This is a genomic window from Tindallia californiensis (genome assembly GCF_900107405.1).
GTDB lineage: Bacteria > Bacillota > Clostridia > Peptostreptococcales > Tindalliaceae > Tindallia > Tindallia californiensis.
The window spans coordinates 141,402-167,633 of sequence record NZ_FNPV01000002.1 but is presented as its reverse complement, the minus strand read 5'-3'; the positions used below and the strand labels follow the sequence as shown (position 1 = coordinate 167,633).

Below are 26,232 nucleotides of genomic sequence, written 5' to 3'. Positions count from 1 at the left end.
AAGAGTTGAAGGAGGAAAAACATGGCCCGCTACAGCGAATCATTCAAAATATCCATTATGCAGAAGATGATGCCGCCTGAAAATCAGAAAGTATCCACCATTGCTCAAGAAACCGGAATGTCAGAAGCCACTTTATATAAATGGAAAAAAGAAGCCAAAGCTAAAGGCATCGTCATCCCGGATGGTGAAACTAATGCAGAGCAGTGGAGTACCCAAGATAAATTTCAAGTGGTGCTGGAAACAGCCAGCCTTAATGAAACCGAACTGGCAGAATATTGCCGGAAAAAAGGCCTTTATGTCGAACAGGTCCAGAGCTTGAAAAACGCTTGTCTACAAGCCAATGGTGGCGTGGCCATGATTATGGCATTGGATAGAGCGATAAGGAATGAAGGGAATGATGGTGGGAATTCTGTTTATGATTCGAGGGGATTTTAGTGTTTTAGCTTGCGAATGTATTGCACAACGAAATACAAAATGATATGATGTAATTATCAAGAAGGAGGCGATATATATGGCTAAAACTACAAGTATCTTTGCTCGTGTTGAGCCGGAAATAAAAGAACAAGCAGAAATGGTGTTAAATAAACTGGGGATACCTATGTCAAGTGCTGTCAATATTTTTCTAAGACAGGTAGTTATACAAAATGGACTACCATTTGATGTTAAAATTAAGCAAAATAAACCTGTTGCATTTGAAGACTTAACAACGGAAGAGTTTAATAATGAAATTGAAAAAGGCTTTAATGACTTAAAGGCCGGTAGGGTTTTATCAGCAGAGAAGGTGGCCGAGCGAATTACTAAGGAATATGGACATGAGCTATAAAATTGTCTACACCGAAGAGTCAGAGCGAGACCTTTTGAATGTTTACAGTTATATTGCTATGGATTTACAAGTGCCTGAAACTGCAAAAAATCAAATTGATAGAATAGTGAACTCAATTCATACCCTAAATGAATTACTCCTCCGCTACAAACTATACCAAGATGAACCATGGCATAGTAGAGGACTTAGAGTTCTTCCGGTTGACAATTACCTTGTATTTTACACGGTCATTGAAGAAGAAAATACAGTAGCGGTAATAAGAATAATGTATGCTGGACGAAACATTGACCTACAACTTTCAAATATAAAATTATAGTTTAAACGCCAAACTTTTAAAGGCACCTTTAACCGGGTGCTTTTTTCAGGCCCAATTTTAGGAGGTGATCACACTTGAACATACCGATTTTATCAAAGTTTTTTAACTCAAGAGCAGATCCAAAGAACAGTATGTGGGGGAGTGCTCACAGTTTTTTCTTTGGACCAACCAGTAGTGGAAAGCATGTAGACGAAAGAACGGCCATGCAAACCAGTGCAGTCTATGCCTGTGTCAGAATTTTATCGGAGACCATCGCATCCCTGCCGCTTCACATCTATATCCGTACCGAAAAAGGCAAAGAGAAAGCCCTGGACCACCCGTTATACTCTATCCTTCACGATGCACCTAACGATGAGATGACTTCTTTTGTGTTCAGAGAAACACTGATGAGTCATCTTTTATTATGAGGCAATGCCTACGCCCAGGTGATTCGAGACGGTAGGGGAAAAGTGGTAGCTCTATATCCTTTAATGCCTGACAAAATGACGGTAAAAAGAAGTGAGGGTGGAGAGATTTACTATAGCTATGACAAAGATAATGAAGAGCATATTTTAAGAAGTTTTGATGCGTTACACATTCCGGGACTTGGTTTTGACGGCCTTGTGGGACATTCTCCCATTGCCATGGCAAAACAGGCCATAGGAATGGCCATTGCAAAGAGGAATATTGATGGTGCTGTGGCGATGATTATGGCACTTGATAGAGCGATTAGAAATGAAGGCAATCATGGCGGGAAGTCTGTTTATGATTCGAGGGGTCTGCTTGTTTTTTAGGAAAATGAAATAATAAGACCTGCAAGCGACTTTGGGCGATATCTTAGATCCTAAAATTGAGGAGAATACAAACCACCATGTTACTGATGTTGTAAACTATATTAAGGGCTCGCAATGTGCAACCAAAAGATTGAGAGAACTACCGATATGCAACCGCCTTATGAAAGAGACCCATGCTATATTGCTAAAGGATGTTCGAGGGGAAGAGAAGAACCCTGGAGAATTTCGTCGAAGTCAGAACTGGATTGGGCCTTCTGGAAGTACATTAAATACGGCTCTTTACATTCCCCCAAATGTAGAAGATATGGAAGAGGCAATGGCGGGCCTAGAAAAGTTTATTAATGAGGAAGACAATTTAGATTCATTAATAAAAATAGCATTAATCCACTACCAGTTTGAGACAATACATCCTTTTTTAGATGGAAATGGAAAGATTGGACGTTTGTTAAATAATCTATTTCTGATGGAAACCGGGATTTTAAGAATTGATGTAAAAAAAAACCAGCGAAGAGTTGGGTCTTTCCTACAATGCAGTATCAAATGCGGTAAATAAAATGGTGGATTTAGGGATACTTATACAGACTCAAAATGTTCAAAGGAACAGGCTTTTTTCTTATGAAAAGTATTTGAGTATTTTGAAACAAGACACATAGTGATGTCCCACATCCACACCTGATTGGGCCTGGTAGCAAAGTGGGTAGCAATTGGTTTTTTAACGGGCTTCTGACTATGTCCCCGGTTTGCGGTAGGCTTTTTCCTGTTCTTTCAGTTCCTTTTGTTTTTGAGCCGCTTCCTGAGCAATGGTGGATACTTTCTGATTTTCAGGCGGCATCATCTTCTGCATAATGGATATTTTGAATGATTCGCTGTAGCGGGCCATGTTTTTCCTCCTCCAACTCTTCTTGGTACTCACGATACTTTAGTTGGAGGTCTATGACGACTATTCTAACACAGGGGGACTTAAATTGCCCATGACTCTAGAGTGGAGTTGTGGGTTTTATTATGGCTATGAAATTATGAGAATATTGGCAATTTTATTGTGTATATCAACCAAATGGCTTATAATATATTTTAGTAGAATATGGAGGTGCTATATGACTACGGCCGATATGATCAAACAACTTTGCGAACAAATGAATATAAGCGTTTCTGAACTTGCTAGACGTATTGGTCAGACTCCACAGAACTTTAGCAAAAAGTTAAAACGCGAAACTGTAACCTTAGATGAATTGAAAGCTATAGCAAATACATTGGATATTAAGTTTGTGCAAGCATTTATATTGCCTGACGGCGATGAAATAAAGACGGGTAATGAGTAAAGGAGGCGGTCTAGTATGATGATTAGCCCAGAATGTTACTATGAAGAGTATCTTAAAGGAAAAACTAAAGAACAGATTATGACCGCTATTCGAGGACTTAAGCAAGAAATAGGTCGCCTCAAAAACTCAATGGAAAACCCGCATGGGGGCATAAAAACTGTTATGCATCCAAGTGAAGAAACTCGCCTATACTGGACTCGTGAATACTTGGAAAAAGCCAAACAAGCTTATGTTGCAGCTGGTGGGACTTATACTTTATCAAAATCTGAAGAAAAGGCTGTTGACTTTGATGTAAACATGGATGCCATCAGCAAGATAACTTTCAGTATTGGAGGGTATTTTGGTGGCTACCGTAATTATATTGTAGAACTAACTGATGTACTGAAAGCCTATACAAAATTATGGGAACATGAAGAACCTCTCTCATTATGGGATGATGATAGCCGGGAGCCGTATACAAAGGATACTTTCATAACCGCGCTTAAAGATCTTCATATTGGTGAATGGCGCAGGCGATATTCAACTAAGCGTTTTGGATACATGGTGCTTGATGGAACACAGTGGAATTTGGAATTTGAATATAACAATGGACATAAACCAGTAAGATTTAATGGTGACAATTCATACCCTTATAACTTCGATAAATTCCAGATGTTATTTGGAATTAACGAAGCTGGGGAGGAAGACGAGGATGAGTAGATTGATTTTGTAAAGGGGAGGTTCTACTTTACGAAATTGTACTAGCAGGTCTCCTTACACTTGTACAGGGTGGAGAAGGATTTATTGCCCGAATACCTATACAAATTGCAGATAAAGCATCATCTCAGGAGGAGTTTTGGGGTTTTGCTTCTGTTGTTTTGGACAGTGAGGCAATTATTGCTGGAGCAGGAATAAAAGAAGAGCATGATTTATTGAATATAGCCATCAGGGGCAGAAATGCCCTTGGAGCAAAGGGAGATGTTTTTTGGGGAGATGCATCGGTGTTCGAAAAAAACCCGTTACTCACTTGATAGATCTTCCCTATGGCAGCTGGCAAATTGGCGCATTACCCACTGCAGGTTGGAGCTCATACTCAGTGCTTTCTGCCTCTCTTATGAGGATCTATTTAATTGTTGCCCTTGCTATACTTGCTTTTACTGCGGTAATAATTTTTTTAATAGATAAAATTAAGAAAACGGAGCATGAAAGTATCATTTTAGCCCGTAGCCTCGGAGTTTTTTTGAAACAAACAAGTGATTTTGTTTACTATAAAGATAGTAATAGCAGATTCATCTTTTGCAGTCAAACTCTAGCGGATATTACTAATCATGAGCATTGGAGGGATATGATTGGAAAGCATGATTTTGAAGTGTTTCCTCATGATACCGCTACAATTTATAATGAAGAAGAAAAACCTGTTTTTAATGAAGGGAAACCACTTCTCAACAAGGTTAATCCATATTATTTAGCAAGTAGCGAAATAGGATATGTTCAGACAAACAAATGGCCTATTTTTGACGATAACAATAAGGTGAGCGGTATCTTTGGTATTAGCAGAGATATTACCGAGCTGAAGAATGCTACAGAGGACTGGAAAAGGAACGAAATATTTTTGCCGAGGGTCCTGTGTTTACAATGGAATGGGGTTTTGAATCTTGCGATAACCTACCTTTAAGGAGTTTTTCATCCAATGTTGAGCAGATTCTTGGATATAGTCCTGAAGAGTTGTTGCACCCTGGCTTTTCTTATAGCGAACTTGTTCATCCTGATGATTTGGAGGGTGTAATTGAAAAAATTAAGCATAATGTTGAAAATAAAATTGATTCATATGAAGAGTCCTACAGGTTAAAGACTAAAATTGGTCAGTACATATGGGTTTATGAGTTTACAATATTTGTTCGAAATGAAGAAGGTAACCCAACTACTATTCGTAGCTATATGTATGATCAGAGTGAACAAAAAAAGACAGAAGAGGCACTTCGAATAGCCGAGGCAAGGCTTGAGAAAACGGCTTACGAACTGACTGAGAATATCCCAGTTGGAACATGCACAATGGTGCAGCCTGCCCATGGAGGAATGGCTAAATTCGAATTCATGAGCCGTCGTTTTCTGGAGTTGACGGGATTGACCCGAGAGGAGGCGGCTTCAGATCCATTGAAAGCCTTCGCTTGCGTCCACCCAGATGACTTCGATGATTGGGTAGCACTAAATGTCCGGACTTTTCAAGAGAAAACCTCGTTTTTCGCTGAGACGAGATTGGTTGTAAATGGTGAAACCCGATGGGTAACTGCTGAATCCATTCCACGCAGATTTCCAGATGGTACTACTGTCTGGGAAGGCGTATTGGCCGACATTACTGACAGGAAGCGTGCCAAGGAAGCATTAAGCGAAAGTGTCAGACGCTTCAACGATTTGGTTGCACATGTGTCTGTGGGGGTTTATGTTTTTTGGATCCGGGCTGATGGGTGTGATGAATTTGAGTGTGTCAGTGACGGGTGGTGTAAGATGAATCAAATCCGACGTGAAGATGTGCTGGCTAATCCTGCGATTGCTTTTGATATAATACATCCCGAAGACCTAGAGAGATTTAAGGCACTTAATAAAGAGTGTGTTCGTGAACAAAAACAGTTTTCTTGGGAAGGTAGGATAATCATCGGTGACGATGTAAGCTTTGCGCTGATTGAATCTACCCCTGTTTTTTTGACAATGGCGATAGTCGATGGTTTGGTATACAGCAAGACATTACCGAGAGGAAGAGGAACCAAGAGAAATTAAGAATATTAGCCACCATCGATGAACTAAGTCAGCTGAATAATCGTAGGCACTTTATGGAACTGTCTATGAAGGAGTTTGAAGAGGCCACTAAGAATCAGGAGGCTTTTGCGGTATTAATCTTAGATATTGATCGATTTAAGATGGTGAATGATGGTTGGGGGCACTCTGCCGGTGATGCTGTGATTCGTGAGTTGGGTGGACTTATGAAAACATGGTTTCATGAAAGTAATGTTTTAGGAAGGCTAGGTGGAGAAGAATTTGGAGTTCTTATACCAAAGTGCTCTATGGCTGAAGCTATTGATATTGCTGATGGTTTTCGTGAGGAGCTTGCTAGAACTGATATAGCCTACGATAATCAAATTATCAAGGTGACAATTAGTGTTGGGGTTAGTGTTTATACCGAAGGGGTAGAAACTTTTGGGGAAATATTACGTAGTGCCGATGAAGCTTTGTATCAATCAAAGATTGATGGGCGAAATCGTGTATCTCAGAAGGTAGCAGGTTTGAGAGAACGGTAGTAATAGTTGGCGCAGATGCCACCTCGGTTACACTGCCATTTTTTAAGTTTAGTAGCACCTTTAACTGGGTGCTTTTTTCATGTAGGTAAGGGAAATCACAGAGGGATATTCACAGAGGTATATTCACAGGGAAACAGGTATTTCCCGAAAGGTGATTCAGAAGTATATTCGAAAAGATGAAAGCAAAAAAGAAAAAACCTCCTACTTAGAAGTGGAAGATAAAAATATACGTGTTTGAATAAAGCCTTGAAAAAACACGATTGGATTATCCGAGAGGATATGATCATACCAGGAGGATTTTTGTTGCCTAAAATAGGATTTTTAATAATAAGGATGGACTTGACATGTCAAACGAAACATATTATCATATGTATATAAGAGTATACGAAAAGGGGGATGCAAATGTTATCTGTTCAAAATTTTTTAAAATTGATTTCTGATGAGAGTCGACTAAGGATATTGATGTTGCTGACTGAAACGTCACTTTGTGTCTGTGAGTTAGAAGGTATTTTAAATCTATCTCAACCTAAAGTTTCAAAAGTCTTGTCAAAATTTAGAGATCTAGGACTTGTTACGGACCATCGAAAGGGGAAATTTATTTATTATGAACTGCACCTAACAGATCCTATTCAAAAATCTATGATTGAATCATTGAAAGGACATATTAAGGATTTACCTCAGCTTTATTCAGACTATCAAAGATTAGCATTAAAAGATCAATTTTCAACATCTTGTTGTAACAATATAGAAAAAAAGGGGGATTAAGATGACACTGTTTTTAGAAATGCTATACGGCGGACTTGAATCACTTAGTAACTATGTAACTGCAAGACGTTTAATGTCTTTAACCATTGCTTTTTTCTTATCTGGAGCCATTTCACAATTTATGTCTCAGGGGGCTATTCTTAAATATTTTGGTCCTAAAGCCGATAAAAAGTTAGCTTATGTTGTGGCTTCTGTATCAGGTGCAATTTTAACGGTTTGCTCATGCTCTGTTCTTCCAATGTTTGCGAGTATACGCAAAAAAGGAGCGGGAATAGGACCGGCAATCACTTTTCTTTTTTCTGGACCGGCTATCAATGTTTTAGCAATAAGTATGACTTTTTCAGCTTTAGGTTTACAGATTGGATGGGTAAGAGTTGTTGGAGCTGTTATTTTGTCATTAATAATTGGTATAATCATGTATGCACTTTACAATAAAAGTGAGATCGTTGATGAAAATGAAGCGATGTTTAGTATCGATGATGAAAATGGCCGAACGATGAAACAAAATATCTTCTTCTTCCTGAATTTACTTGCCATTCTCATATCAGGTGTCCGTAATCCTATACCTACTTTGTTTTTATTAGCTGCTTTGATCTTTCAGCTTAAAAAGAATTTTACAGTAAATGAAATCAAAGAATGGTGTTTAGAGACGGGAAATCTTGCGAAAAAAATAGCGCCTCTATTTTTAGTTGGTATTTTTGCAGCTGGTGTTATTCAAACGATTCTACCTCATGAATTTGTAGCTCAACATGTTGGTGATAATACTTACACATCCAATTTAGTGGCATCAGTCTTTGCAGCGTTTATGTATTTTTCAACATTAACGGAGATTCCAATTGTAGAAGCTTTTATGGAAATGGATATGGCTAAAGGACCCGCAACTGCACTCTTGTTAGCTGGACCTTCACTGAGTTTACCCAATATGATTGTTATATCAAAAGTTTTAGGTAAAAAGAAAACAGGAACTTATATTGTTTTGGTTATGGTGTTTTCTGCTTTAGTAGGTTTGTTAGCAGGCCATTATATCTATTAAATCAAGGGGAGGATTTTCATGGAAATTAAAATTTTAGGTACAGGTTGCGAAAAATGTTCGGTTTTAGAGTCAAATGCAAAAGAAGCAGCTAAATTACTGGGTATGGCAGCTCAATTTGAAAAAGTTCAAGATTTATCTGATATTATGTCTTATGGCGTAATGAAAACACCTGCTCTTGTCATCGACGGCAATGTAGAGGTTATGGGCAAGTTAGCAACAGTAGAAGAAATTAAATCAATATTGGAAAAAAAATAAAACAGTAACAGATTAAAACCTGAAAGAAATTTTTAAGATTATTCTTTCAGGTTTTATATTGCAAAAAAAGAGGATTAACGAGTGCTGCAATATTGGTAGTGCTTAGAGTTTTGAAACGGTTTTAAGGTGCCCACGGGGTATCACTCATCTCCTAAGAGAAACTGTAGGAATTGGTTTTAGTGCTGGAGCAGCGGTCTTCATCTGGGCCTTCTGCTTTGTTTTTCTCTGTTTCTCAGACATAAATGGAACACTTAGTGCTAAAATCAGTACATCTGGGTATCATGATGAAGAAGAACAAATCAAGGAGGGACATTATGTGGCATGAATGGGCATTTATTTTTTTATGCTATGGCGTGATGGGGTGGATCTGGGAAACGATGTACGTTTCCATTGAAAATAAAAAATTTGTGAACCGGGGTTTTTTGCGAAGTCCTTTTATTCCGATCTACGCATTTGCTGGGATTACAATGATGCCTACCATTCAATGGTTTGCCGGAGGGATGGAAATAGAATCAGTATATCTTTTTGCGATGACAGTGGTGCTTATTGCTTCAGTGGTGGCCACATTATGGGAATACACCGTTTCTTATCTGATGGAAAAAGCCTTTGAGACTCGCTGGTGGGACTATTCTGATTTCAGATTTCATTTGAATGGTCGGATTGCGCTGGGTCCTTCCATATTTTGGGGCGTTTTTGGGATGGTGTTTTTCCTCTATATACAACCCTTTTTAATGAATTACTACGAACGGATTATGGATCCCACAGTGATTCGTTTCATGATCATTTTATATATCTTGCTAGTTGTTGATGCTGCTTATACCATTTCGGAACTGATTCAGCTTAGGGGAATCATCACGCGGTTCCATGAAGTATCTGAAATCCTGGCTAAGCAACTGGCTCTAATACAGGAAGGGCAACAGGATCTTAAAACAATGATGGCCTACAGGAGGATGAGGGGATTCAAGGATTTGGAGGAGTTTGTTGACCTTGTTCGACAGAAGAAAAACATGCTTAAGCATGAACAGGAAAGAAAATTCGAAGAGTATTCCGTCACTCTTCAAAAAGCAAAGAAAATCCAACGTTTTTACAAAAAGTACCCGAAGGCACTCACGAATAAATTACCCTACGTTTTTTATGTAATTCGAAAGCGAAAAGATAACGGAAATCACCGATCTTCAAAGGAATAGACTTCGACTACCAGCTGTTTCACAAAGCTACGGGTTTCCTGGTGGGTGATTTCTCGAAAAGAACAGTATTTATCTACCCACAGTACCAGCAAAGAAGCTTTGTATCTGGGTAATTTGTGTATGGTCAAGGGCCACATGTGCTTTTCGATAATATCTGCCTCTACAGCATTGATGTCAAAATGATGTTTCGCATTATTCAGCGCCACTTTTGGATGTTTGAATCCATGGAGCTGAATGCCAGTTTTGCTCTCAGGATTTCGCTGGTGCCAGTCGTAAAGATAAAAATCGTGTAACAAAGCACCTCGGGCCGTGGAAGAAGGATCGATGGAAAGTTTTTTTGCCAGCAGATAGCTGCGAAAAGCAACGTGAATGGAATGCTCAAGAATGGAAATATGGCGATGATGCACAAAAGAATCCAGGGTTTTAAAGGTATCGTTAGAAAGGATGTCTTTTGTTATGGACTGAAAACTCGATATGGCTGAAGTGTTTTTTTTGACTTCTTTATACATGACCAACCTTCTCCTTCCATAACCATTCCAATATCTTTAGTCCATCGCATGACGGATGATACGGGAAAGACTCACCTTTAGAATAACATGATTTATGGGATCATATCAAACTGATTACCTTTTGCTTCCAGCGATACTTTTGATGCTTTGTCCACAAATGAAAACGGAGCGATTCAATGAACACTAAACAAGCATTTGCAAAATCCCTTGAGGAGTTGCTAACGAAAAAGAACCTTGATGATATTCAAGTTAGTGAGATAGTGTTAGGCACATCTCTTTCGAGGAAGACTTTTTATCGTCACTTTAGAGATAAATATGACCTCTCTAGCTGGTACTTTTTTCAATTTTTTGAAGAAAGTTTTGGTCGTATTACAGATAATTTTACGTGGGAAGAAGCCTTACTGCGCTATCTTGAGATTTACCAAGAAAAATACAATGTTTTGAAAAATGCTTATGCAAGTCGAGATATTAACGGACTTCGTGATTACGACATACAAGTTACCAGAAAAACATATGAAAAATACCTAACTTTTAAAGGTGTTGATATAACATCTGAAACAATGCAATTTACAATTGACATAGCTTCGCGCGGTGGCACAGACATGGTGATCGAGTGGCTGCACAGTGGAATGAAAATGGATAAGAAAAAACTGGTTGCATTACTTAAGCGGACATTACCAACAGATATATTAAAGTATATTGATTAAAGACACCTCCGTAAAGTCACACATGTGTCATTCTGTGACTTTACTTTCAATGGTGCCTGCATTAAACTTTAATTATATTCAAACAAAGAAGGTGATGAAAGGAAGAAGTAGGTTGGCATTAAGTCATTCAGAGAGCATCCGGTTGGTGAGAGGTTGCTGACGTGCTGATTCGAATACATCCAGGAGCTGCTATCTGAACTTACAGTAGGATATGATGGGTACGCCCAATATAGCGTTTGAGTGCTTCGGCACTCGTTGAGGGAAATTCTGCGAAGGGTTTCCAAATTAGAGGTGGTACCGCAAATTTTGCCCTCTGTTCCGAATGGAGCAGAGGGATATTTTTATTACCCAAAAGATGCAAAGGAGTTGTAATGATGAAAATCTATGATGAACTGCTAACTCGTGGCTTGATTGCCCAAGTTACTGATGAAGAAGAAATCAGAGAACTTATCAATGAAGGGAAGGCAACATTTTATATCGGATTTGATCCAACAGCGGATTCTTTACATGTAGGTCATTTTGTGGCTTTATGCCTAATGAAACGATTGCAAATGGCGGGAAACAAACCCGTTGTTCTTTTAGGAGGTGGCACAGGATATATTGGAGATCCTTCTGGCAGAACAGATTTACGTACCATGATGACGCCTGAAACAATTCAACATAACTGCAATTGTTTTAAAAAGCAGATAGAAAAATTTATAGAATTTGATAATGATCAAGCAATTCTGGTTAATAATATTGATTGGCTATTAGATTTGAAATATATCGAACTACTACGTGAAGTAGGCGCACATTTTTCTGTAAACAATATGTTGCGAGCCGAATGTTATAAGCAGAGATTGGAAAAGGGTCTTTCATTTTTGGAATTGAACTATATGATTATGCAGTCATTTGATTTTTACCATCTGTTTAAGCATTATGGTTGTAATATGCAGTTTGGTGGTGATGATCAGTGGTCTAACATGCTTGGTGGCAGGGAATTGATTCGACGAAAATTGGGCAAAAATTCTTACGCTATGACAAATACACTATTAATGAATTCTGAAGGTAATAAGATGGGAAAAACCGCAAAAGGTGCACTTTGGCTGGATCCTAGCAGGACGTCTCCTTTTGAATTCTATCAGTACTGGCGAAATGTTGATGATGCTGACGTATTGAAGTGCATTCGTATGCTAACATTTTTACCTCTGGAACAAATTAATGAAATGGACCAATGGGAAGGTAGTCAACTAAATGAAGCGAAAGAAATCTTGGCTTTTGAATTGACAAAGTTGGTTCATAGTGAAGAGGAAGCTCAAAATGCAAAAAATACTTCTCGTGCTTTATTTACAGCAGGAACGGACATTTCAAACATGCCTTCTACTGAGATAAGAGAAGATCAACTGGTTGACGGTGTTATTGGTATCATAGATTTAATGGTTGAATGTAAACTAACTGTTTCTAAAACTGAAGCAAGGCGAGTAATTCAACAAGGGGGAGTATTACTAAATGATGTTAAAATTGATTCCATTGATCTCGTTGTTACCTCTGAGGAATTGAAAAACGGTACTAAAATTCGCAAAGGAAAGAAAATATACCATAAGGCGTTTATGAATAATTAATAAGCAAGGTACCCTGTATTGTATTTGAAGAGGAAACTAGATATCCGCTTGAAAAGATATCTCTCTTGGCGTGTAAAGACGAGCACAACAAAAGACGAAAAATAATTCTACCTATACCAGTATTTAATTTCATTATACAAAACCGATTTATCATTCAGAAAATCTATTGTACTTCGGATTTAACCCTCCTTATAATGAGGATTGGAGTAGAGGTAAAATGAGCAAAAGGAGGAAGTGACAATGAGAAAACTTTTATTGATGATGCTGATCGTGGTATTGGCATTTAGTCTTATTGCTTGTGGAGGCGATAACGGCGAGGGAGATGCAAGTGTCAACGAAGAGGTGACAGAAGCTGAAAGCAACGATGTAGAGGAAATGGATGAGAAGCAGGAGCGTCCTTTTGAAGGAACAGTACTGGAACTATCCGTTGCTTATGGAGGAGCTGATGGATCCTTTGAAGCTTTTACAGAAGAAACTGGAATTGAAATCGAATGGGTTAGTTTATCAACAGGAGCAAAGCTTTCTCAGTTACAGGCAGAAGATGGAGAGACCACAACTGATGTATGGTTTGGTGGAGGGGTAGACAGTTACTTTGCTGCAAGAGACCTAGGATACCTTTATCAGTATCGATCTCCTGAATTTGACAACATTGATGAAAAATACCTCGATCCGGAAGGTTATTTTGGAGCATTGTCCTTAGTACCCTTTGGATTTATTGTTAATGAAGAATTAATTGAAGAGCTGGGTCTGGATATGCCGGAAACCTGGGAAGACCTTGCTGACTCACAGTATGATGGAGAAATTATCATGGCGGATCCGAGTATTTCCGGAGGTCAGTATGCCATTCTTAGTGGATTGATTCAAGTAATGGGTGAAGATGCTGCTTGGGAGTACTGGGAAGCTGTTAATGAAAATGTAGACTACTATGCTCAAAGTGGTGGAGAACCACAACAGAAGGTTGCAGCAGGGGAATTTGCTATTGGATTGACGGCTATTCATGGACAAACCTTTGGTCTGATGGAAACAGCACCGGTGGTAGGAATTTTCCCATCAGAAAACATTCCGTGGATTCCTGCGCCCATTGCAATCTTTGAAAACTCAGAAAACAAAGAAGCGGCAAAGGTTTTAGTGGACTGGTACTTGTCGGAGCATGGTCAAGATATTTTGATGGAAGCAGATGCACGAATCATGGCAAATCGAAATGTAGCACCTCCTGAAGAAATGGGTACCTTAAACATGGATCAACTTATTGATTTTGATCTGGAGCGAATGGGAAGAGAACGAGAAGCAATTCTTGGAAGTTGGAAGGAACTTATTGGTGAATAAAGGATATGTAAAGAGAAGGGGAGAGCGATCTTCCCTTTCTTTTAGCGTTTTTTTTGATAAAATCTTAATAGCGGGTATTGCAGGCACTCTGTTTCTGTTTATTCTATATCCGGTAGCAGGTGTGTTGATGAGAAGCTTAAAATGGAATAGTGAATGGTCTTTGTATCACTACCGGAACTTAATGACCATACGGAACCTAGAACTGATTAGGAATAGTGTTTTTGTTGCCACGTTTTCTTCCGTCAACGCAACCCTCTTGGCTTTCTTCATCGGTGTATTTGCTCATTTCAAAAAGCGGTTTGTACGAAACGCTATCTATCGGAGCCTGATGATGACTATGATCTCTCCTCCTTTTATTTCAGCAATAGCATTATTAACGCTATTTGGACGGAGAGGTTTCATTAGCTATGGAGTTTTTGGTGTAACCCTAAATCCTTACGGATGGCATGGAATTGTTATTTTACAGAGTTTAAGTGGCGTATCGCTTTCGGCTATGATGATGATGACCGGATTATCTCAAATCGACGGCAGACTCTTTTTGGCGGCAAGAGATTTAGGAGCAAATCCTTTGAGTACGCTAAAAGAAGTGGTTTTACCTTCTATGGTACCTACCATTCTGTCTGTTTTCTTTTTACAATTTACTATGAACATTTCAGATTTTACCACGCCTATTATCATCGGAGGTCGGTATCGGGTTTTAGCCACGGAGGCTTATTTGCGAGTATATGCTCAGGCTAACTTAAATGGAGCAGCGGCAATGACTGTATTGCTACTTCCGCCGGCGATACTGGCGTTTTACTTTTACCGCAGAAATATGAAGCGGGTACATACGCTTTCAGAGAGGGCAAAAATCCTTGAAATGGAGTCATTGAATTTTAAGCTTCCCAAGGGCGTACAGATGTTGACAGGGGGAGTGGTTGCTGTTTTTTTTCTGATCAACGTAGTACAATACGGAAATCTTTTCTTTACGGCTTTCACTAGAAATGTATCTGGAACACCGGTATTCACCTTGAATCATCTTGCTGTGTTTCAAAGCAGGCATGTGGATGCACTGATCAGAACCATATATATGGCTGTAGCAGCCGCTCTGTTGTCAACGATGATAGGGGTGCTACTGTCTTATTATCACCGGAGGCGAAAGGTGAAAGGATTTGGAATTCTCGAGTTTATTGGATCCATTCCCTATATTATTCCGGGAATTTTCTTTGGTTTAGCTTACGTAGTGGTTTTTCACCGAGGACCAATTTCACTGACAGGAACACTGATCATTCTAATTCTAAACTGTACTTTTCGACATATTTCCGTAGGAAATAAAGCGGCTAATGCGGCCTTTGAGAACTTAGATCATAAAATTGAATGGGCTTCTTATGATCTGGGAGCATCAAAAATAGGATCTCTTCTAAAGGTTACTTTTCCCATTTTGCGTCCCACTTTGTTAGTAAGCTTTATCAACAGTTTTACAGCATCTATGACCACAGTAGGACCTCTGCTGTTTCTGGTGTCACCGCGAAACCTGGTGACAAGTGTTTTAATGTTTAATGAAGTCAATAGTGGAAGGTACGGACAAAGTGCTGTCATAGGAAGTGCTTTGATTTTGATTACCTTTAGTGTGAATCTGATGGCTATTCGCCTATTGAGTGCTGAAAGGAGGAGTGGGAAATGATTCTGCAGATGAAAAACATGACAAAGCTGTATGAAGAAAATAAAGGAGTAAGGGACTTTTCTCTTGAGGTGAAAAAAGGTGAATTTATTAGCCTTTTAGGTCCTTCTGGTTGCGGAAAAACCACAACCTTGAATTTGATTGGTGGGTTTATTATTCCTGACAGGGGGCACCTTTTTATTAATAAAAAGGAAATTACATCACTTCCTCCAGAAAAGCGTCCAGTGTCTACGGTGTTTCAAAATTATGCTCTTTTTCCTCACCTTTCCGTGCTTGAGAACATTGCCTTTGGAGTTCGCTATTTCAAGAAATTTCAAAAACGAAAGGCATTAGTCCATGCTAAAGAATTTGTTGATCTTGTGGGGTTGGAAGGATATGAAGATGTTAATATCGGAAATCTTAGCGGTGGTCAACAACAACGGGTAGCCCTTGCAAGATCTATAGCTACTGGAGCAGAGGTTTTGTTATTGGACGAACCTCTCAGCAATCTAGATGCATCCTTACGGGGATCACTAAGAAGGGAACTGAAAGAACTTCAGAGAAGAACGCGAGTTACTATGATTTTTGTCACTCATGACCAGGGAGAAGCTTTGAGCCTTTCGGATCGGGTAGTTGTTATGGATCATGGGAGGATTGCGCAGGTAGGAAGACCAAGTGAGATTTATGATTTTCCTAAGAGTTCGTATGTTGCTAATTTTGTAGGTAAAACCAACAAGTTAACGGATAAAAGAGGAGAGTCTTTTTTTATCCGACCAGAGGAAATTAGGTTAAAAAAGAATGAACAGAGTCCTTATCAGATAGTAGAAAAAATGTTCCTCGGTCATCAAACGGAATTGACCCTTTCTGAGATGCCTGGTGATAAAAATAGAGTTGACGTCCTTCTTTTTGGTAAAGAAGGAAGGAGTTATGAAGTGGGAGATAGGGTAGACCTACTTCTGAATACAGATGCAAAGCTGAGAGTAGGCGAAAGATAAATGCCATTGAGAAAGATTCTTGTTGACACAGAAAATTTTTTTTGGTATCATTTATTCGAAAATGATTATCATTATCATTAAATCGGCATAAATTATCGCGGCAAAATTTATGTGATGGAGATGATTTGTGTGGCAAGAATGAGAGATCCAAGAGTAAAAAAATGCAGAAGGCTAGGACTGAATGTTATTGGACTTCCAAAAGCAATGAAAAGAGCTGACAATGGACAAGCAAGAAATAACAGAAAGTTATCTACTTACGGAATTCATCTTTTGGAAAAACAAAGATTACGAGCTTATTATGAAGTGATGGAAAAACAGTTTAGGATTTATGTAAAGGCAGCTATGAAAGATGCTGGAACAACAGGAGATTTTTTAATTAAAAGATTAGAATGTCGGCTAGATAATCTAGTGTATAGGATAGGTTTTGGCAGTAGCATCAGGCAAGCAAGGCAAATGGTTGTTCATGGGCATATATTAGTTAATGGGGAAAAAGTAGATAGACCTTCATTTGCTGTTTCAGTCGGTGATGTGATATCCCTTAAAGAAAAGTCGCGCAAAAATGAGATGTTTAAAGAAAATTTTCTTATGAATCCTGTTTCGGCTTATCCCTATCTTACAAAAGATGAAGCCGGTTATTCAGCGGAGTTGACAAGATTTCCGGAGCGCTATGAAGTACCAATAGAGATTAATGATCAATTAGTGGTCGAGTTTTATTCAAAAATAATGTAGCAAATCCTTATTTCTTTAATATTTTTACCTTACGCTGACTATTTCGGATTACGGAGAGTGAAAATAATCTGAAATAGTTTTTTTAAAAGAATTAGCTGAATGAGCCATGGATTAATCAGGTGAATAATATAAGTTAGGAGAATTATCATGAAGAGAGGGCATGCAAAAGATAATTTTCATTTTTGGGAAGATCAAATAAAAAAAACAGATCATCTTTTATTTGGTGGCGATGACGAGAGAAGAATCACTTCAAAATCTATCATTATGTACATAGAAATACTTGATAGGCAAAAGGATATATTAAAATCAGGATGGAGCAGTTACGAAGATGTTGATACAGCCCATGGTTTTCTACAGTATGTGTTTATACCGACAGCTTATTATACATGGATCGAAAGACAAAGTGAAGGATTGTGGATACCTTTATCACCGTTTGATGTTCTAAAGTACGAAGTACTTAAGGGGTTTGATGGGTTAGAAGACAGAGCAATGCTCGAATCGGATAAGATGGAAAGAGCATATGAGGTTCTGAGTGATATATGGGGGACAAGTCAAGAAGAAAAGCAAATAAAACTGGAAAAATTTTGTGACGATTTCAATAAAATGTGGAACAGAGAACCGGATCAAAAAATATATGTGCGGATTTTCAAGAAGCCTGTAGAGGTATATAAACATATCTGCTGGGGGGAATTTGAAGAAGTCATTGAAGAAGAAATCTCGATGCCTATCGAAGATTTTCGATTTATATGTGAAAGTGCTTACGATCAACCCTTTATAAATAAAAACCTGATTAAAATATTGAATAACATAATCCCTCTATGGTTCTAATATTTTTAAGAGAAGAAATCTGTGGATGGATTTAACATGACATTATCACAGAATAACCACAAAAATGGAGCATATATATTGACAAGTATATATATTGATGCTAAACTAAGGTCAATGATATCGATAATCATCGATATCATTGACCTTTATCGATGTCAAGGAGGGTTTTTATGGAATATTCCTATGCTCAATACGTATCTACGATGAAAGCGATATCTGATGAAACGCGTTTAAGAATCTTGGACATGTTATCATGTGGAGAGATGTGTGCCTGCGATATATTAGAAAAACTAAGCATCTCTCAATCAACACTTAGTTATCATATGAAAATATTATCTAAAAGTGGTCTTGTTAATGCAATACGTGACGGAGCGTGGATTAGATACACGCTGAACAAACAAAAAACAGATGAGATCATTGTTTTCTTAAAAAGAATAACAACTGAAAAAGAAAATTGTATTTGTCAACTATGCAGTGATCATCAATCAAAAAGATGTTAGAAAGGGGAAGGGATTAAAATGAGGAAAGAAAAAAACAGTGGCATTCGTTTTTTTGAACGATACTTAACACTTTGGGTGACGTTATGTATGGCGATAGGAATATTGATTGGAAAATACCTGCCGAGTATTCCTCGGTTTTTAGCTCGCTTTGAATATGCAGAAGTATCAATTCCGATCGCTATTCTCATATGGTTAATGATTTATCCAATGATGTTGAAGGTGGATTTTCAAAGTCTAAAAAATGTTAGTAAAAGCCCGAAAGGTTTATATGTTACATGGATTACAAACTGGTTGATAAAACCGTTCTCGATGTATATCATTGCATATGTATTTTTCTATGTCATCTTTAAGGGGCTGATATCTCCGGAACTTGCAGAAAGCTATTTAATCGGAGCTGTTTTGCTAGGAGCAGCCCCTTGCACGGCAATGGTTTTTGTTTGGAGTCATTTAACAAAAGGGAATCCAGCGTATACCGTTGTTCAGGTTGCTACCAATAATATTATTTTAATGTTCGCCTTTACTCCGATTGTTGCTTTACTATTAGGTCTTAGTGGGGTGACGGTTCCTTGGGATACGCTTATTATTTCTGTTATATTATTCGTGGTTATTCCGTTATCAGGAGGGATATTTACTAGACAGCAAGTGATAAAAAATAGAGGAGAAGCGTATTTTAAGAATCAATTTATCCCTAAGTTTAATAATGTTACCATAGGTGGGTTATTATTAACACTAATCATTATTTTCTCTTTTCAAGGAGATGTCATTCTTCAGAATCCGTTGCATGTTGCACTAATAGCAATACCGTTAACCATACAAACGTTTTTTATTTTCTTTGTCGCCTATTTTGCAGCTAAGCTTTTGAAACTTAATCATAGCGTAGCGGCACCGGCAGGGATGATTGGTGCTTCCAATTTCTTTGAACTTGCCGTTGCTGTTGCCATTACATTATTTGGTCCTACTTCGCCAGTTGCATTAGCTACGATAGTAGGTGTTTTAGTAGAAGTGCCTGTGATGCTTACGCTTGTTAAAATTGCCAATCGAACAACCGCCTGGTTCCCTTCCGATAGGATTAAAGGAGGTGTTATGCATGAACAATACCATTAAAGTTGCTTTTATATGTGTTCATAATTCTTGTAGAAGCCAGATAGCCGAAGCTCTTGGTAAGCATTTTGCAGCAGATGTTTTTGAGAGTTACTCAGCAGGAACAGAAACAAAACCTGAAATCAATAAGGATGCTGTGCGCTTAATGAAAAAAATGTACGGGATTGATATGGAAGAAACACAGCATTCAAAGTTGATTACAGAACTTCCTGAGATCGATGTAGTAGTAAAGATGGGTTGTAATGTAGTTTGTCCCTTTGTACCAAATGATCATGAAGAAGATTGGGGTCTGGAAGATCCAACGGGGAAAAGTGATGAAGAGTTTAAAAAGGTGATAGGTACCATCGAAAAAAATATATTAACCTTGAAAGAAAAAGTCAAAAGTATGTAATGAGCAATCGAATGGATCAAAAAAGTAAATACCAGATTAAATCTTGATGTTAGCCAAGAAAAAACCCTAAAAAGTGAAGTGTCATTACTTTTTAGGGTTTTTTTATTTTAAGTATGATAAATGTATTGCTCTGAATGGGGTATAACCATAAAAAAGGTAAAATAGGTAATGAAAAAAAGCTTGATGACTAGGAAAGGGTGAGAATATGAAGATTCAAGTACAAGGGTCGGGGGTACCGGTAGTCATGATACATCAGATTGGTTCATCTTCTGATGTATGGAAATTTCAAAGAGAAGAGCTGGCGAGTTCATATCAAATAATATCTGTAGATTTGTATGGACATGGAAGCTGTCCCTCGGGAAATGGAGTGGTGAGCATTAATGAAACCGTTAAAATGCTGGGTGAAAAGTTAACGGAAATGGGTGTTAATGGTGCCGTAATGATTGGACATGGGCTTGGTGGAATCATTGCAACGGAAGTAGCCTTTCATGATCAGGTAAAAGTGGCGCGGCTAGTAGTGATTGATATGTTTCCGAAAAGAAAAGACTTGAAACTCATTCGTCAACTGGACTTAGAACAACTGGAACGAAATCGAACAGCTGTAATACAGGCTCATTACAAACAGTTGATTGAAGATGCTGATCTTAGGGATGCGGTGGTTAAAGAAGCTTTACGAACAGACGAAAAAGCATACTATTTTTATATGAAGGATATGATTGAAAATGATTTTACACAGAAGCTAAACCTTCTTCATACTCCGGTTCATTATCTTTACTCTGGTATTGCTGCAAAGAGTGAAGAAGATATCAGGAATATGCTTGATAGAATGGGGGTTAAAAATGTGCAGGACAATAAACTCCACTATTACCCCCAAAGTGGTCACTTTTTAATGTTAGAACAGCCGCGAGAACTTACAGATGATTTGAAAAAAATAATTAGTTTAGAGGATCAGAATAACTATTAGCCTAAAAAAAAGAACCCGCTTGGTTTAGCGGGTTCTTTTTTGATCTACTTATTATTGAAAACATCCCAATGCATGACTTCGCTTAAAGGACGTTTAGGAGCTACGAAAGATTCATCACTGTAACCTAAAGATACAATAGAAATAACCTCCAGATCAGCAGGTGCCTTTACAATTTCCTTTAACTGCGAGCAGAGATCGTCATAGAGTGGCAGAATCTGACAAGGTTCACCTTCGCACATAGGAATGTCATCATTTTCGTAAAACGGACCTTTGCATCCGCCTATCCAGCAACTTTTTAATCCGTATACCCGGGCGGCTACAATGATGTTCTGGGTAGCTGCCGATCCATCTTCAATATAGTATTCTGTGTCCTTTTTACATAGCACCACGATACAAGCAGGAGCATCTTTCAAAAAACCTCCATTTGAATGAACTTCAGATAAACGTTTGAGAATGTTTTTATCAGTAACAACAACAAATTCCCAAGGCTGGATATTGCGTGCGGTTGGTGCCATTCGGGCTGAATCAACTAAGTCCATTAATATTTCTTTTTCAATAGGATCGTTTTTATACGATCGTATACTTCGGATATCTTTCAAAAACGATGTTTTTTCAGCATTGATACTCATAAAATCCCCTCCGTTTACTTGTCTACTTAGAAAAATGAGAATGTATGACGATTCACACATCGATACTTATGGTTTTGATACCCTTTATGATGGTTTTTCAAAACGAAATATTATTTCTTTCTAAAAAAAACGGAGGAAAATCTTTGCTATTTGACAAATGCATTGTAAATAGCGGTTACGGCTTTTTCGAAGTCTTTGTTTTCTACTCCTACAATAATGTTAATTTCACTGGATCCCTGATCAATCATCCGAACGTTTACGCCTGATTCATATAAGGCTGTAAACAGTTTAGCGGAAATACCAGGGGTATAAGCCATGCCATGACCAACGGTTGCTACTAGTGCCATATTGGGATGCACTTCGAGCAGGTCTGGTTTACAATGTACATGAATGTCCTCGATCAGCTTATCTAACTTACCGTTGAGCTCGCTGCTTTTTATGACAAGGGATAAACTGTCAATGCCAGACGGAGTATGTTCAAAACGTATCTGATGATTTTCTAAGGTGGATAGGAGTTTACGAACAAAACTGATATCATTTTTCATAAGATTTTTTTCAATGGCAAGGACCGTGAAATCTTTTCGGCCTGCGATTCCTGTAATTGATCCGGTTGAATTAATCGGTTCGCGATAACTGACGATCATCGTTCCTGGATTTTCTGGATCATTTGTATTTTTCACATTGATGGGGATTCCTGCTTCTAAAACTGGAAAAATTGTTTCTTCGTGAAGAACTTTTGCACCCATGTAAGACAGTTCGCGTAATTCTCGATAAGTAATGGTTTCGATGGGCTTACAGTTTGGTATAATGCTAGGATCTGTGACAAGGAATCCGGATACATCTGTCCAATTCTCATAAATGGATGCACTGACTGATTTAGAAACAACAGCTCCGGTGATATCTGACCCACCTCGAGGAAATATTTTTAAGGATTTATCCGGAAGGCTACCATAAAAGCCAGGAATCACATATTTTTGGTCATCATCCAAGTAAGGTGCTATTCTTTTTTGTGTTTCCTGTAGATCGATAGATCCATTTTTGTGAAACATAATAACTTCAGCAGCATCTAAAAATTGACAGCCCAGGTAATGAGAAAGAATGATTCCATTAAGGTATTCGCCTCGACTTGCTACATAATCTAATGAAGCGCCGGAGCCAATATGGTCTTGAATGTCTTGTAAGATAGCGTGTAAATCTACGGTGACAGACAGTTCCTTAGCAATGTGTAGAAACCGTTCCGAAATCACCTTGAATATTTCGTTAAAAGGAACGTGATGAGAAACCTGCGCATGGCAAAGATACAACAAATCGGTGATTTTTATATCTTCCCGATGTCTTTTTCCGGGTGCGGAAGGGACAATGAATTTACGCTCAGGATCTTTTTCAATTATTTTTTTTACCTTTTGAAATTGGCTGGCATCACAGAGCGAACTCCCGCCAAATTTAGCAACTTTTATGTTCATTTTCAGCAGCTCCCTAATAAAGTAATATATGCATTATAATTCAAATTTTCTGAATGGGTCAATGACTTTTTTTCAAAAAAATAGATTTTCTTCACCAGAACATATCATCAATATCGCATGATTGATAGATGCCGATAGCTTTGATATACTGTTATTGTAAGATAATAGTAGCGATCAAAAAAAGGGAAGTGAGATAAATTGTGGCCTGGGTATATATATTGAAATGCAACGATAATTCCTTGTATACGGGATGGACAAATTCCTTAGAAAAGAGAATCGCAAAGCATTCAAAGGGAAATGCGTCAAAATACACAAGAGCAAGGTTGCCGGTGCGTTTGGTTTATACTGAAAAGATGGAAAACAAACAGGAAGCCTTAAAAAGAGAGTTTTCCATAAAAAAGATGTGCCGCGAGGAGAAACTGAGTTTAATAAAAAACACTGCCAGGTAAACTGGCAGTGTCATTGTTTATTCTGGTTGTCTGGAACCCATTTCTTTGTCCAGAAGGTAAAGAACATGTCCTTTGTCACCAACACGAAGGATTTTAGATAGTAATTCCTGCATAGTAGCTTCTTCTTCAACTTGTTCGTCAACAAACCAGTTTAGAAAAGAAATGGCCGGATAGTTTTTTTCTTCAACAGCAATATCCATTAGCTGATGAATCTTTTTGGTTACAAATTGTTCATGCTCAAGCGCTAACTTTATGACATCTTTAACGGATTCGAAATCACTTTGAGGTTCGTCTAAGGCTGAAATGCGCACTCGACCATTCACCTCATCGATAAAGTCGAAAAATTTCATGGCATGCATGTTTTCTTCTTGAGCCTGGATACGAAAGAAGTTTGCAAAACCCGGCAAGTCCTTGTCATTAAAGTATGCGGCCATGGAAAGGTAGTAATTGGCAGAAAACATCTCGTGTTTCACCTGTTCGTTCATTTCGTGCAATAATTTTTCTGAAAGCATTTTTTTTCCTCCTGACATATTAATGGATCATTTCATTATTTATTCTCGCAATACATATATACTCTTTTATCAACGAACTTAAACATATCTTAAACAAAAGGAGACTACCATTTTGAAATATCAATTATTGGCTACAGATATGGATGGCACCTTGCTGGACGATAAAAAAGATCTTTCTTCAGAGAATATAAGAGCGCTAGAAAAAGCACATCATAGTGGAATGATTGTTGCTATTTGTACTGGAAGGCCAATTCATACCGTTATTCCCTATCTTAGTCAGATTAATTTTCCCTGCTGGCTGATTACAAATAATGGTGCTGTGATCAGAAATCCGCAGCAAGAAATTATTGAAACTTGCTATATTAGCGATACTTCTTTGGAACAGGTGATAGCCATTCTCAGACAAGATCCAGCTTTGTATTTTCATGGTTCGAATGAAAAACAAACTTACATCAACAGTCGGATGGAGCGATTGAAAAGTCTTTATCGTTTTGAAAGAAAGAGTCATAAAGGACATGTGAAATCCTTTCTTAAAGCAATGGAAGCAACCTGGCTATCCAAAGACTACCAGGTTGTTGACTTTAAGCGTTTCGTAAGTAGTGGTTATCAGTTAACTAATATTATTGCGATTTCATCCAATACAGAATTGTTAGAGCTAAAAAGAAGCCAAATGATTCAGATGAATGATGTTTTTGTTACAAGATCAGGAAACGATAATTTAGAAATATTGGATCACAAGGCAACAAAGGGAAATGCGCTTGAAAAATTGGCTCAACGGCTAAAAATACCAAGAGAAAAAACAGTTGCAATAGGGGATCATGACAACGATATCAGCATGCTAGCTTATGCGGGTGTTGGTATTGCTGTTGAAAATGCAACTCTTTCTCTTAAAAAACATGCAGACTTAGTGGTTTGTACCAATAATCACCATGCAGTGGATGATGCACTTAAAGAAATCAATGGATAAAATAGTTACTTCGATCCAATAGACCCTACAAAAGGAATAATCTTAGTAATACGGGAAGAATGGCTGAAACAACGACAATGATCGTAGCACTCCAAATAAAAAGGCGAGTAATTTTGGATACACTGCGTTGATCCATGTAATAATGAGCCCATATCAGAACGCCGATAGAGAATAGTTGGAGAAACCTTTGATATGGTGCTAGTACTGATACATAAGAAAGACCTAGGCCGCCTAACCCGAGGGACACAAAAAGGATAGGGACCACTCAGCAAAAAGCTGAAAGAACAGCTCCTCCTATAGCACCAAGGCTAAGTAGTTTTGTTTTTAATTCTTTCATAGAGATCAAACCTTTCATTGATTCATAAAATCGATTGCTTAAAGAAATTGCTTAAAGAATGAGGTGAAACGGAAGCATATAAAACATATATACCCACTATTTCAAGAAAAAATAGTGAATCTGTCCAATAATTCATATATAATGTAAAGCAAGAACTATTAACAAAAACTTATAAATATTTCCAAAATTAAGCAGTGATCGCTTTAGGAGGCAAATCGATGAACCCAAAAGATACAGTAAAGATACTGGATATAGATTTATACCATGAGACCATCCTTGAACGTGAAATTGAAAATGATGTTGCTAAGCTTTACCCGGACGGTGTTGCGTTTGGTCTTTACGTACTTCTTCAAGAAATGGATTCTAATGCAGAGCCATTGTCTCCGGCTAATATTCTTGTCTTCACCTATGATCGAAACGATAAAATTGGAGCTGATGGGAATCATCTTATTATAACCACTAAAAGCCCAATTAATGCAAAGGTAGGAGACAGCAAAGTGGAAAGTGATTTACCTCAGATCTTAAATAGCAAGGATATTGTTGCGATGATTATTAGAGGTAAAGCAAAAAAGCCGGTATTCATTTATATGAATGAGAATCAGTACGAGATGCGAGATGCTGCGAAGCTATGGGGAAAAGTTACCGGAGAATCGGAAAGAATGATCAGGGAAGAGTTTCACTCCGAGGAACTTGAAATGGCTCAAATAGGTCCGGCTGGAGAAAATATGGTGAGATACTCATGTATTATCACGATGAAAAATCGTGCCAATGGTAGAAATGGAACAGGGGCTGTGATGGGGTCCAAAAATCTTAAAGCAATAGTATCCAGTAAGGCGATATAA

At 38.1% G+C, this 26,232-nt stretch carries 32 protein-coding genes, 1 pseudogene and 1 other annotated feature; of the genes and pseudogenes, 28 read left to right on the top strand and 5 right to left on the bottom strand.

Features of this window, described 5'->3' with window-relative positions; all coding sequences use genetic code 11:
• Positions 1-21: 21 nt before the first annotated feature.
• The 5 genes and pseudogenes from BLV55_RS14915 to BLV55_RS14910 all read left to right on the top strand — a co-directional run bounded on the left by BLV55_RS14915 (position 22) and on the right by BLV55_RS14910 (position 2,465).
• A complete protein-coding gene (locus BLV55_RS14915) occupies positions 22-435 on the top strand; it encodes a transposase (RefSeq protein ID WP_093310929.1) in 414 nt (137 codons plus the stop codon).
• Positions 436-511: 76 nt separating this feature from the next.
• Entirely contained in the window at positions 512-823 is a 312-nt protein-coding gene (locus BLV55_RS02955; RefSeq protein WP_093310926.1) for a type II toxin-antitoxin system RelB/DinJ family antitoxin, read from the top strand.
• Positions 813-1,139, top strand: a complete 327-nt coding sequence (locus tag BLV55_RS02950) for a type II toxin-antitoxin system RelE/ParE family toxin (protein WP_093310924.1) — start codon at positions 813-815, stop codon at positions 1,137-1,139. The genes BLV55_RS02955 and BLV55_RS02950 overlap by 11 nt, the downstream gene beginning before the upstream one ends.
• 131 nt (positions 1,140-1,270) lie before the next feature.
• Positions 1,271-1,912, top strand: a pseudogene (locus BLV55_RS02945) (phage portal protein).
• Positions 1,913-2,072: 160 nt separating this feature from the next.
• Positions 2,073-2,465 carry a Fic family protein gene (locus BLV55_RS14910; RefSeq protein WP_330386563.1) on the top strand — a complete coding sequence of 131 codons (393 nt, stop codon included), beginning with the start codon at positions 2,073-2,075 and terminating at the stop codon, positions 2,463-2,465.
• 174 nt (positions 2,466-2,639) lie between these two features.
• Here BLV55_RS14910 and BLV55_RS14535 read toward each other — a convergent pair whose 3' ends face one another.
• Entirely contained in the window at positions 2,640-2,792 is a 153-nt protein-coding gene (locus BLV55_RS14535) for a hypothetical protein (protein WP_176968229.1), read from the bottom strand.
• Positions 2,793-3,006: 214 nt separating this feature from the next.
• Here BLV55_RS14535 and BLV55_RS02935 point away from each other — a divergent pair, with 214 nt between their 5' ends.
• The 9 genes from BLV55_RS02935 to BLV55_RS02895 all read left to right on the top strand — a co-directional run bounded on the left by BLV55_RS02935 (position 3,007) and on the right by BLV55_RS02895 (position 9,743).
• Positions 3,007-3,231, top strand: coding sequence for a helix-turn-helix domain-containing protein (locus tag BLV55_RS02935; RefSeq protein WP_093310920.1), 225 nt, complete (start codon positions 3,007-3,009; stop codon positions 3,229-3,231).
• A gap of 15 nt (positions 3,232-3,246) precedes the next feature.
• Complete coding sequence (locus BLV55_RS02930; RefSeq protein ID WP_093310917.1) at positions 3,247-3,930, top strand: hypothetical protein; 684 nt, start codon at positions 3,247-3,249, stop codon at positions 3,928-3,930.
• A 265-nt stretch (positions 3,931-4,195) separates the two neighbouring features.
• Positions 4,196-4,885, top strand: coding sequence for a PAS domain-containing protein (locus BLV55_RS02925; RefSeq protein WP_207646011.1), 690 nt, complete (start codon positions 4,196-4,198; stop codon positions 4,883-4,885).
• Positions 4,846-5,985 (top strand): PAS domain-containing protein, encoded by a 1,140-nt coding sequence (locus BLV55_RS02920; RefSeq protein WP_093310914.1) that lies wholly within the window; start codon positions 4,846-4,848, stop codon positions 5,983-5,985. The genes BLV55_RS02925 and BLV55_RS02920 overlap by 40 nt, the downstream gene beginning before the upstream one ends.
• The gene (locus BLV55_RS02915; protein WP_093310911.1) at positions 5,895-6,503 is read left to right on the top strand and encodes a GGDEF domain-containing protein; all 609 of its coding nucleotides are present in this window, start codon (positions 5,895-5,897) and stop codon (positions 6,501-6,503) included. Before BLV55_RS02920 ends, BLV55_RS02915 begins: the two co-directional genes overlap by 91 nt.
• A 402-nt stretch (positions 6,504-6,905) precedes the next feature.
• Positions 6,906-7,268, top strand: coding sequence for an ArsR/SmtB family transcription factor (locus BLV55_RS02910; protein WP_176968228.1), 363 nt, complete (start codon positions 6,906-6,908; stop codon positions 7,266-7,268).
• A gap of 1 nt (position 7,269) precedes the next feature.
• The gene (locus tag BLV55_RS02905) at positions 7,270-8,301 is read left to right on the top strand and encodes a permease (RefSeq protein ID WP_093310905.1); all 1,032 of its coding nucleotides are present in this window, start codon (positions 7,270-7,272) and stop codon (positions 8,299-8,301) included.
• An 18-nt stretch (positions 8,302-8,319) separates the two neighbouring features.
• Entirely contained in the window at positions 8,320-8,556 is a 237-nt protein-coding gene (locus BLV55_RS02900) for a thioredoxin family protein (protein WP_093310904.1), read from the top strand.
• 314 nt (positions 8,557-8,870) lie between these two features.
• Entirely contained in the window at positions 8,871-9,743 is an 873-nt protein-coding gene (locus tag BLV55_RS02895; protein WP_176968227.1) for a putative ABC transporter permease, read from the top strand.
• Here the strand turns inward: BLV55_RS02895 and BLV55_RS02890 are convergent.
• Positions 9,722-10,252, bottom strand: coding sequence for an HD domain-containing protein (locus BLV55_RS02890; protein ID WP_242870012.1), 531 nt, complete (start codon positions 10,250-10,252; stop codon positions 9,722-9,724). The two genes, BLV55_RS02895 and BLV55_RS02890, sit on opposite strands and share 22 nt — an antisense overlap.
• A 176-nt stretch (positions 10,253-10,428) precedes the next feature.
• On the opposite strand from BLV55_RS02890, the gene BLV55_RS02885 reads away from it, so the two are divergent.
• The 11 genes from BLV55_RS02885 to BLV55_RS02835 all read left to right on the top strand — a co-directional run bounded on the left by BLV55_RS02885 (position 10,429) and on the right by BLV55_RS02835 (position 21,033).
• Entirely contained in the window at positions 10,429-10,959 is a 531-nt protein-coding gene (locus BLV55_RS02885) for a TetR/AcrR family transcriptional regulator C-terminal domain-containing protein (protein WP_093310899.1), read from the top strand.
• 85 nt (positions 10,960-11,044) lie between these two features.
• Positions 11,045-11,276: a binding site (T-box leader), on the top strand.
• Positions 11,277-11,333: 57 nt separating this feature from the next.
• Positions 11,334-12,560: a tyrosine--tRNA ligase gene (gene tyrS, locus BLV55_RS02880; RefSeq protein WP_093310896.1), complete on the top strand. Its 1,227-nt coding sequence runs from the start codon at positions 11,334-11,336 to the stop codon at positions 12,558-12,560.
• 240 nt (positions 12,561-12,800) lie between these two features.
• Entirely contained in the window at positions 12,801-13,886 is a 1,086-nt protein-coding gene (locus tag BLV55_RS02875; protein WP_093310893.1) for an ABC transporter substrate-binding protein, read from the top strand.
• Positions 13,879-15,549 carry an ABC transporter permease gene (locus BLV55_RS02870; RefSeq protein ID WP_143033158.1) on the top strand — a complete coding sequence of 557 codons (1,671 nt, stop codon included), beginning with the start codon at positions 13,879-13,881 and terminating at the stop codon, positions 15,547-15,549. Before BLV55_RS02875 ends, BLV55_RS02870 begins: the two co-directional genes overlap by 8 nt.
• Positions 15,546-16,520, top strand: a complete 975-nt coding sequence (locus tag BLV55_RS02865) for an ABC transporter ATP-binding protein (RefSeq protein WP_093310888.1) — start codon at positions 15,546-15,548, stop codon at positions 16,518-16,520. The genes BLV55_RS02870 and BLV55_RS02865 overlap by 4 nt, the downstream gene beginning before the upstream one ends.
• A gap of 129 nt (positions 16,521-16,649) precedes the next feature.
• Complete coding sequence (gene rpsD / locus BLV55_RS02860) at positions 16,650-17,249, top strand: 30S ribosomal protein S4 (RefSeq protein WP_093310885.1); 600 nt, start codon at positions 16,650-16,652, stop codon at positions 17,247-17,249.
• Between the two features lie 147 nt (positions 17,250-17,396).
• Complete coding sequence (locus BLV55_RS02855; RefSeq protein ID WP_093310882.1) at positions 17,397-18,077, top strand: hypothetical protein; 681 nt, start codon at positions 17,397-17,399, stop codon at positions 18,075-18,077.
• Between the two features lie 170 nt (positions 18,078-18,247).
• On the top strand, positions 18,248-18,577 hold the full coding sequence (locus tag BLV55_RS02850; RefSeq protein WP_093310880.1) for an ArsR/SmtB family transcription factor: 330 nt from the start codon (positions 18,248-18,250) through the stop codon (positions 18,575-18,577).
• Positions 18,578-18,595: 18 nt separating this feature from the next.
• Positions 18,596-19,681 carry an ACR3 family arsenite efflux transporter gene (gene arsB, locus BLV55_RS02845; protein WP_093310877.1) on the top strand — a complete coding sequence of 362 codons (1,086 nt, stop codon included), beginning with the start codon at positions 18,596-18,598 and terminating at the stop codon, positions 19,679-19,681.
• Positions 19,665-20,069, top strand: coding sequence for an arsenate reductase ArsC (locus tag BLV55_RS02840; protein ID WP_093310876.1), 405 nt, complete (start codon positions 19,665-19,667; stop codon positions 20,067-20,069). Before arsB ends, BLV55_RS02840 begins: the two co-directional genes overlap by 17 nt.
• Before the next feature lie 205 nt (positions 20,070-20,274).
• On the top strand, positions 20,275-21,033 hold the full coding sequence (locus BLV55_RS02835) for an alpha/beta fold hydrolase (RefSeq protein WP_093310874.1): 759 nt from the start codon (positions 20,275-20,277) through the stop codon (positions 21,031-21,033).
• Between the two features lie 44 nt (positions 21,034-21,077).
• Here the strand turns inward: BLV55_RS02835 and BLV55_RS02830 are convergent, their stop codons facing one another.
• Positions 21,078-21,662, bottom strand: a complete 585-nt coding sequence (locus BLV55_RS02830) for a nitroreductase family protein (RefSeq protein WP_093310872.1) — start codon at positions 21,660-21,662, stop codon at positions 21,078-21,080.
• A gap of 146 nt (positions 21,663-21,808) precedes the next feature.
• A complete protein-coding gene (locus tag BLV55_RS02825; protein ID WP_093310870.1) occupies positions 21,809-23,125 on the bottom strand; it encodes an aspartate kinase in 1,317 nt (438 codons plus the stop codon).
• A 200-nt stretch (positions 23,126-23,325) separates the two neighbouring features.
• Between BLV55_RS02825 and BLV55_RS14955 the strand changes: the two genes are divergently transcribed.
• Positions 23,326-23,574, top strand: a complete 249-nt coding sequence (locus BLV55_RS14955; protein ID WP_093310868.1) for a GIY-YIG nuclease family protein — start codon at positions 23,326-23,328, stop codon at positions 23,572-23,574.
• Between the two features lie 17 nt (positions 23,575-23,591).
• Here BLV55_RS14955 and BLV55_RS02815 read toward each other — a convergent pair whose 3' ends face one another.
• The gene (locus BLV55_RS02815; protein WP_093310867.1) at positions 23,592-24,086 is read right to left on the bottom strand and encodes a ferritin; all 495 of its coding nucleotides are present in this window, start codon (positions 24,084-24,086) and stop codon (positions 23,592-23,594) included.
• Positions 24,087-24,198: 112 nt separating this feature from the next.
• Between BLV55_RS02815 and BLV55_RS02810 the strand changes: the two genes are divergently transcribed.
• Positions 24,199-25,053 carry a Cof-type HAD-IIB family hydrolase gene (locus BLV55_RS02810; RefSeq protein WP_093310865.1) on the top strand — a complete coding sequence of 285 codons (855 nt, stop codon included), beginning with the start codon at positions 24,199-24,201 and terminating at the stop codon, positions 25,051-25,053.
• A 555-nt stretch (positions 25,054-25,608) separates the two neighbouring features.
• Positions 25,609-26,232: an aldehyde ferredoxin oxidoreductase N-terminal domain-containing protein gene (locus BLV55_RS02805; RefSeq protein WP_093310863.1), complete on the top strand. Its 624-nt coding sequence runs from the start codon at positions 25,609-25,611 to the stop codon at positions 26,230-26,232.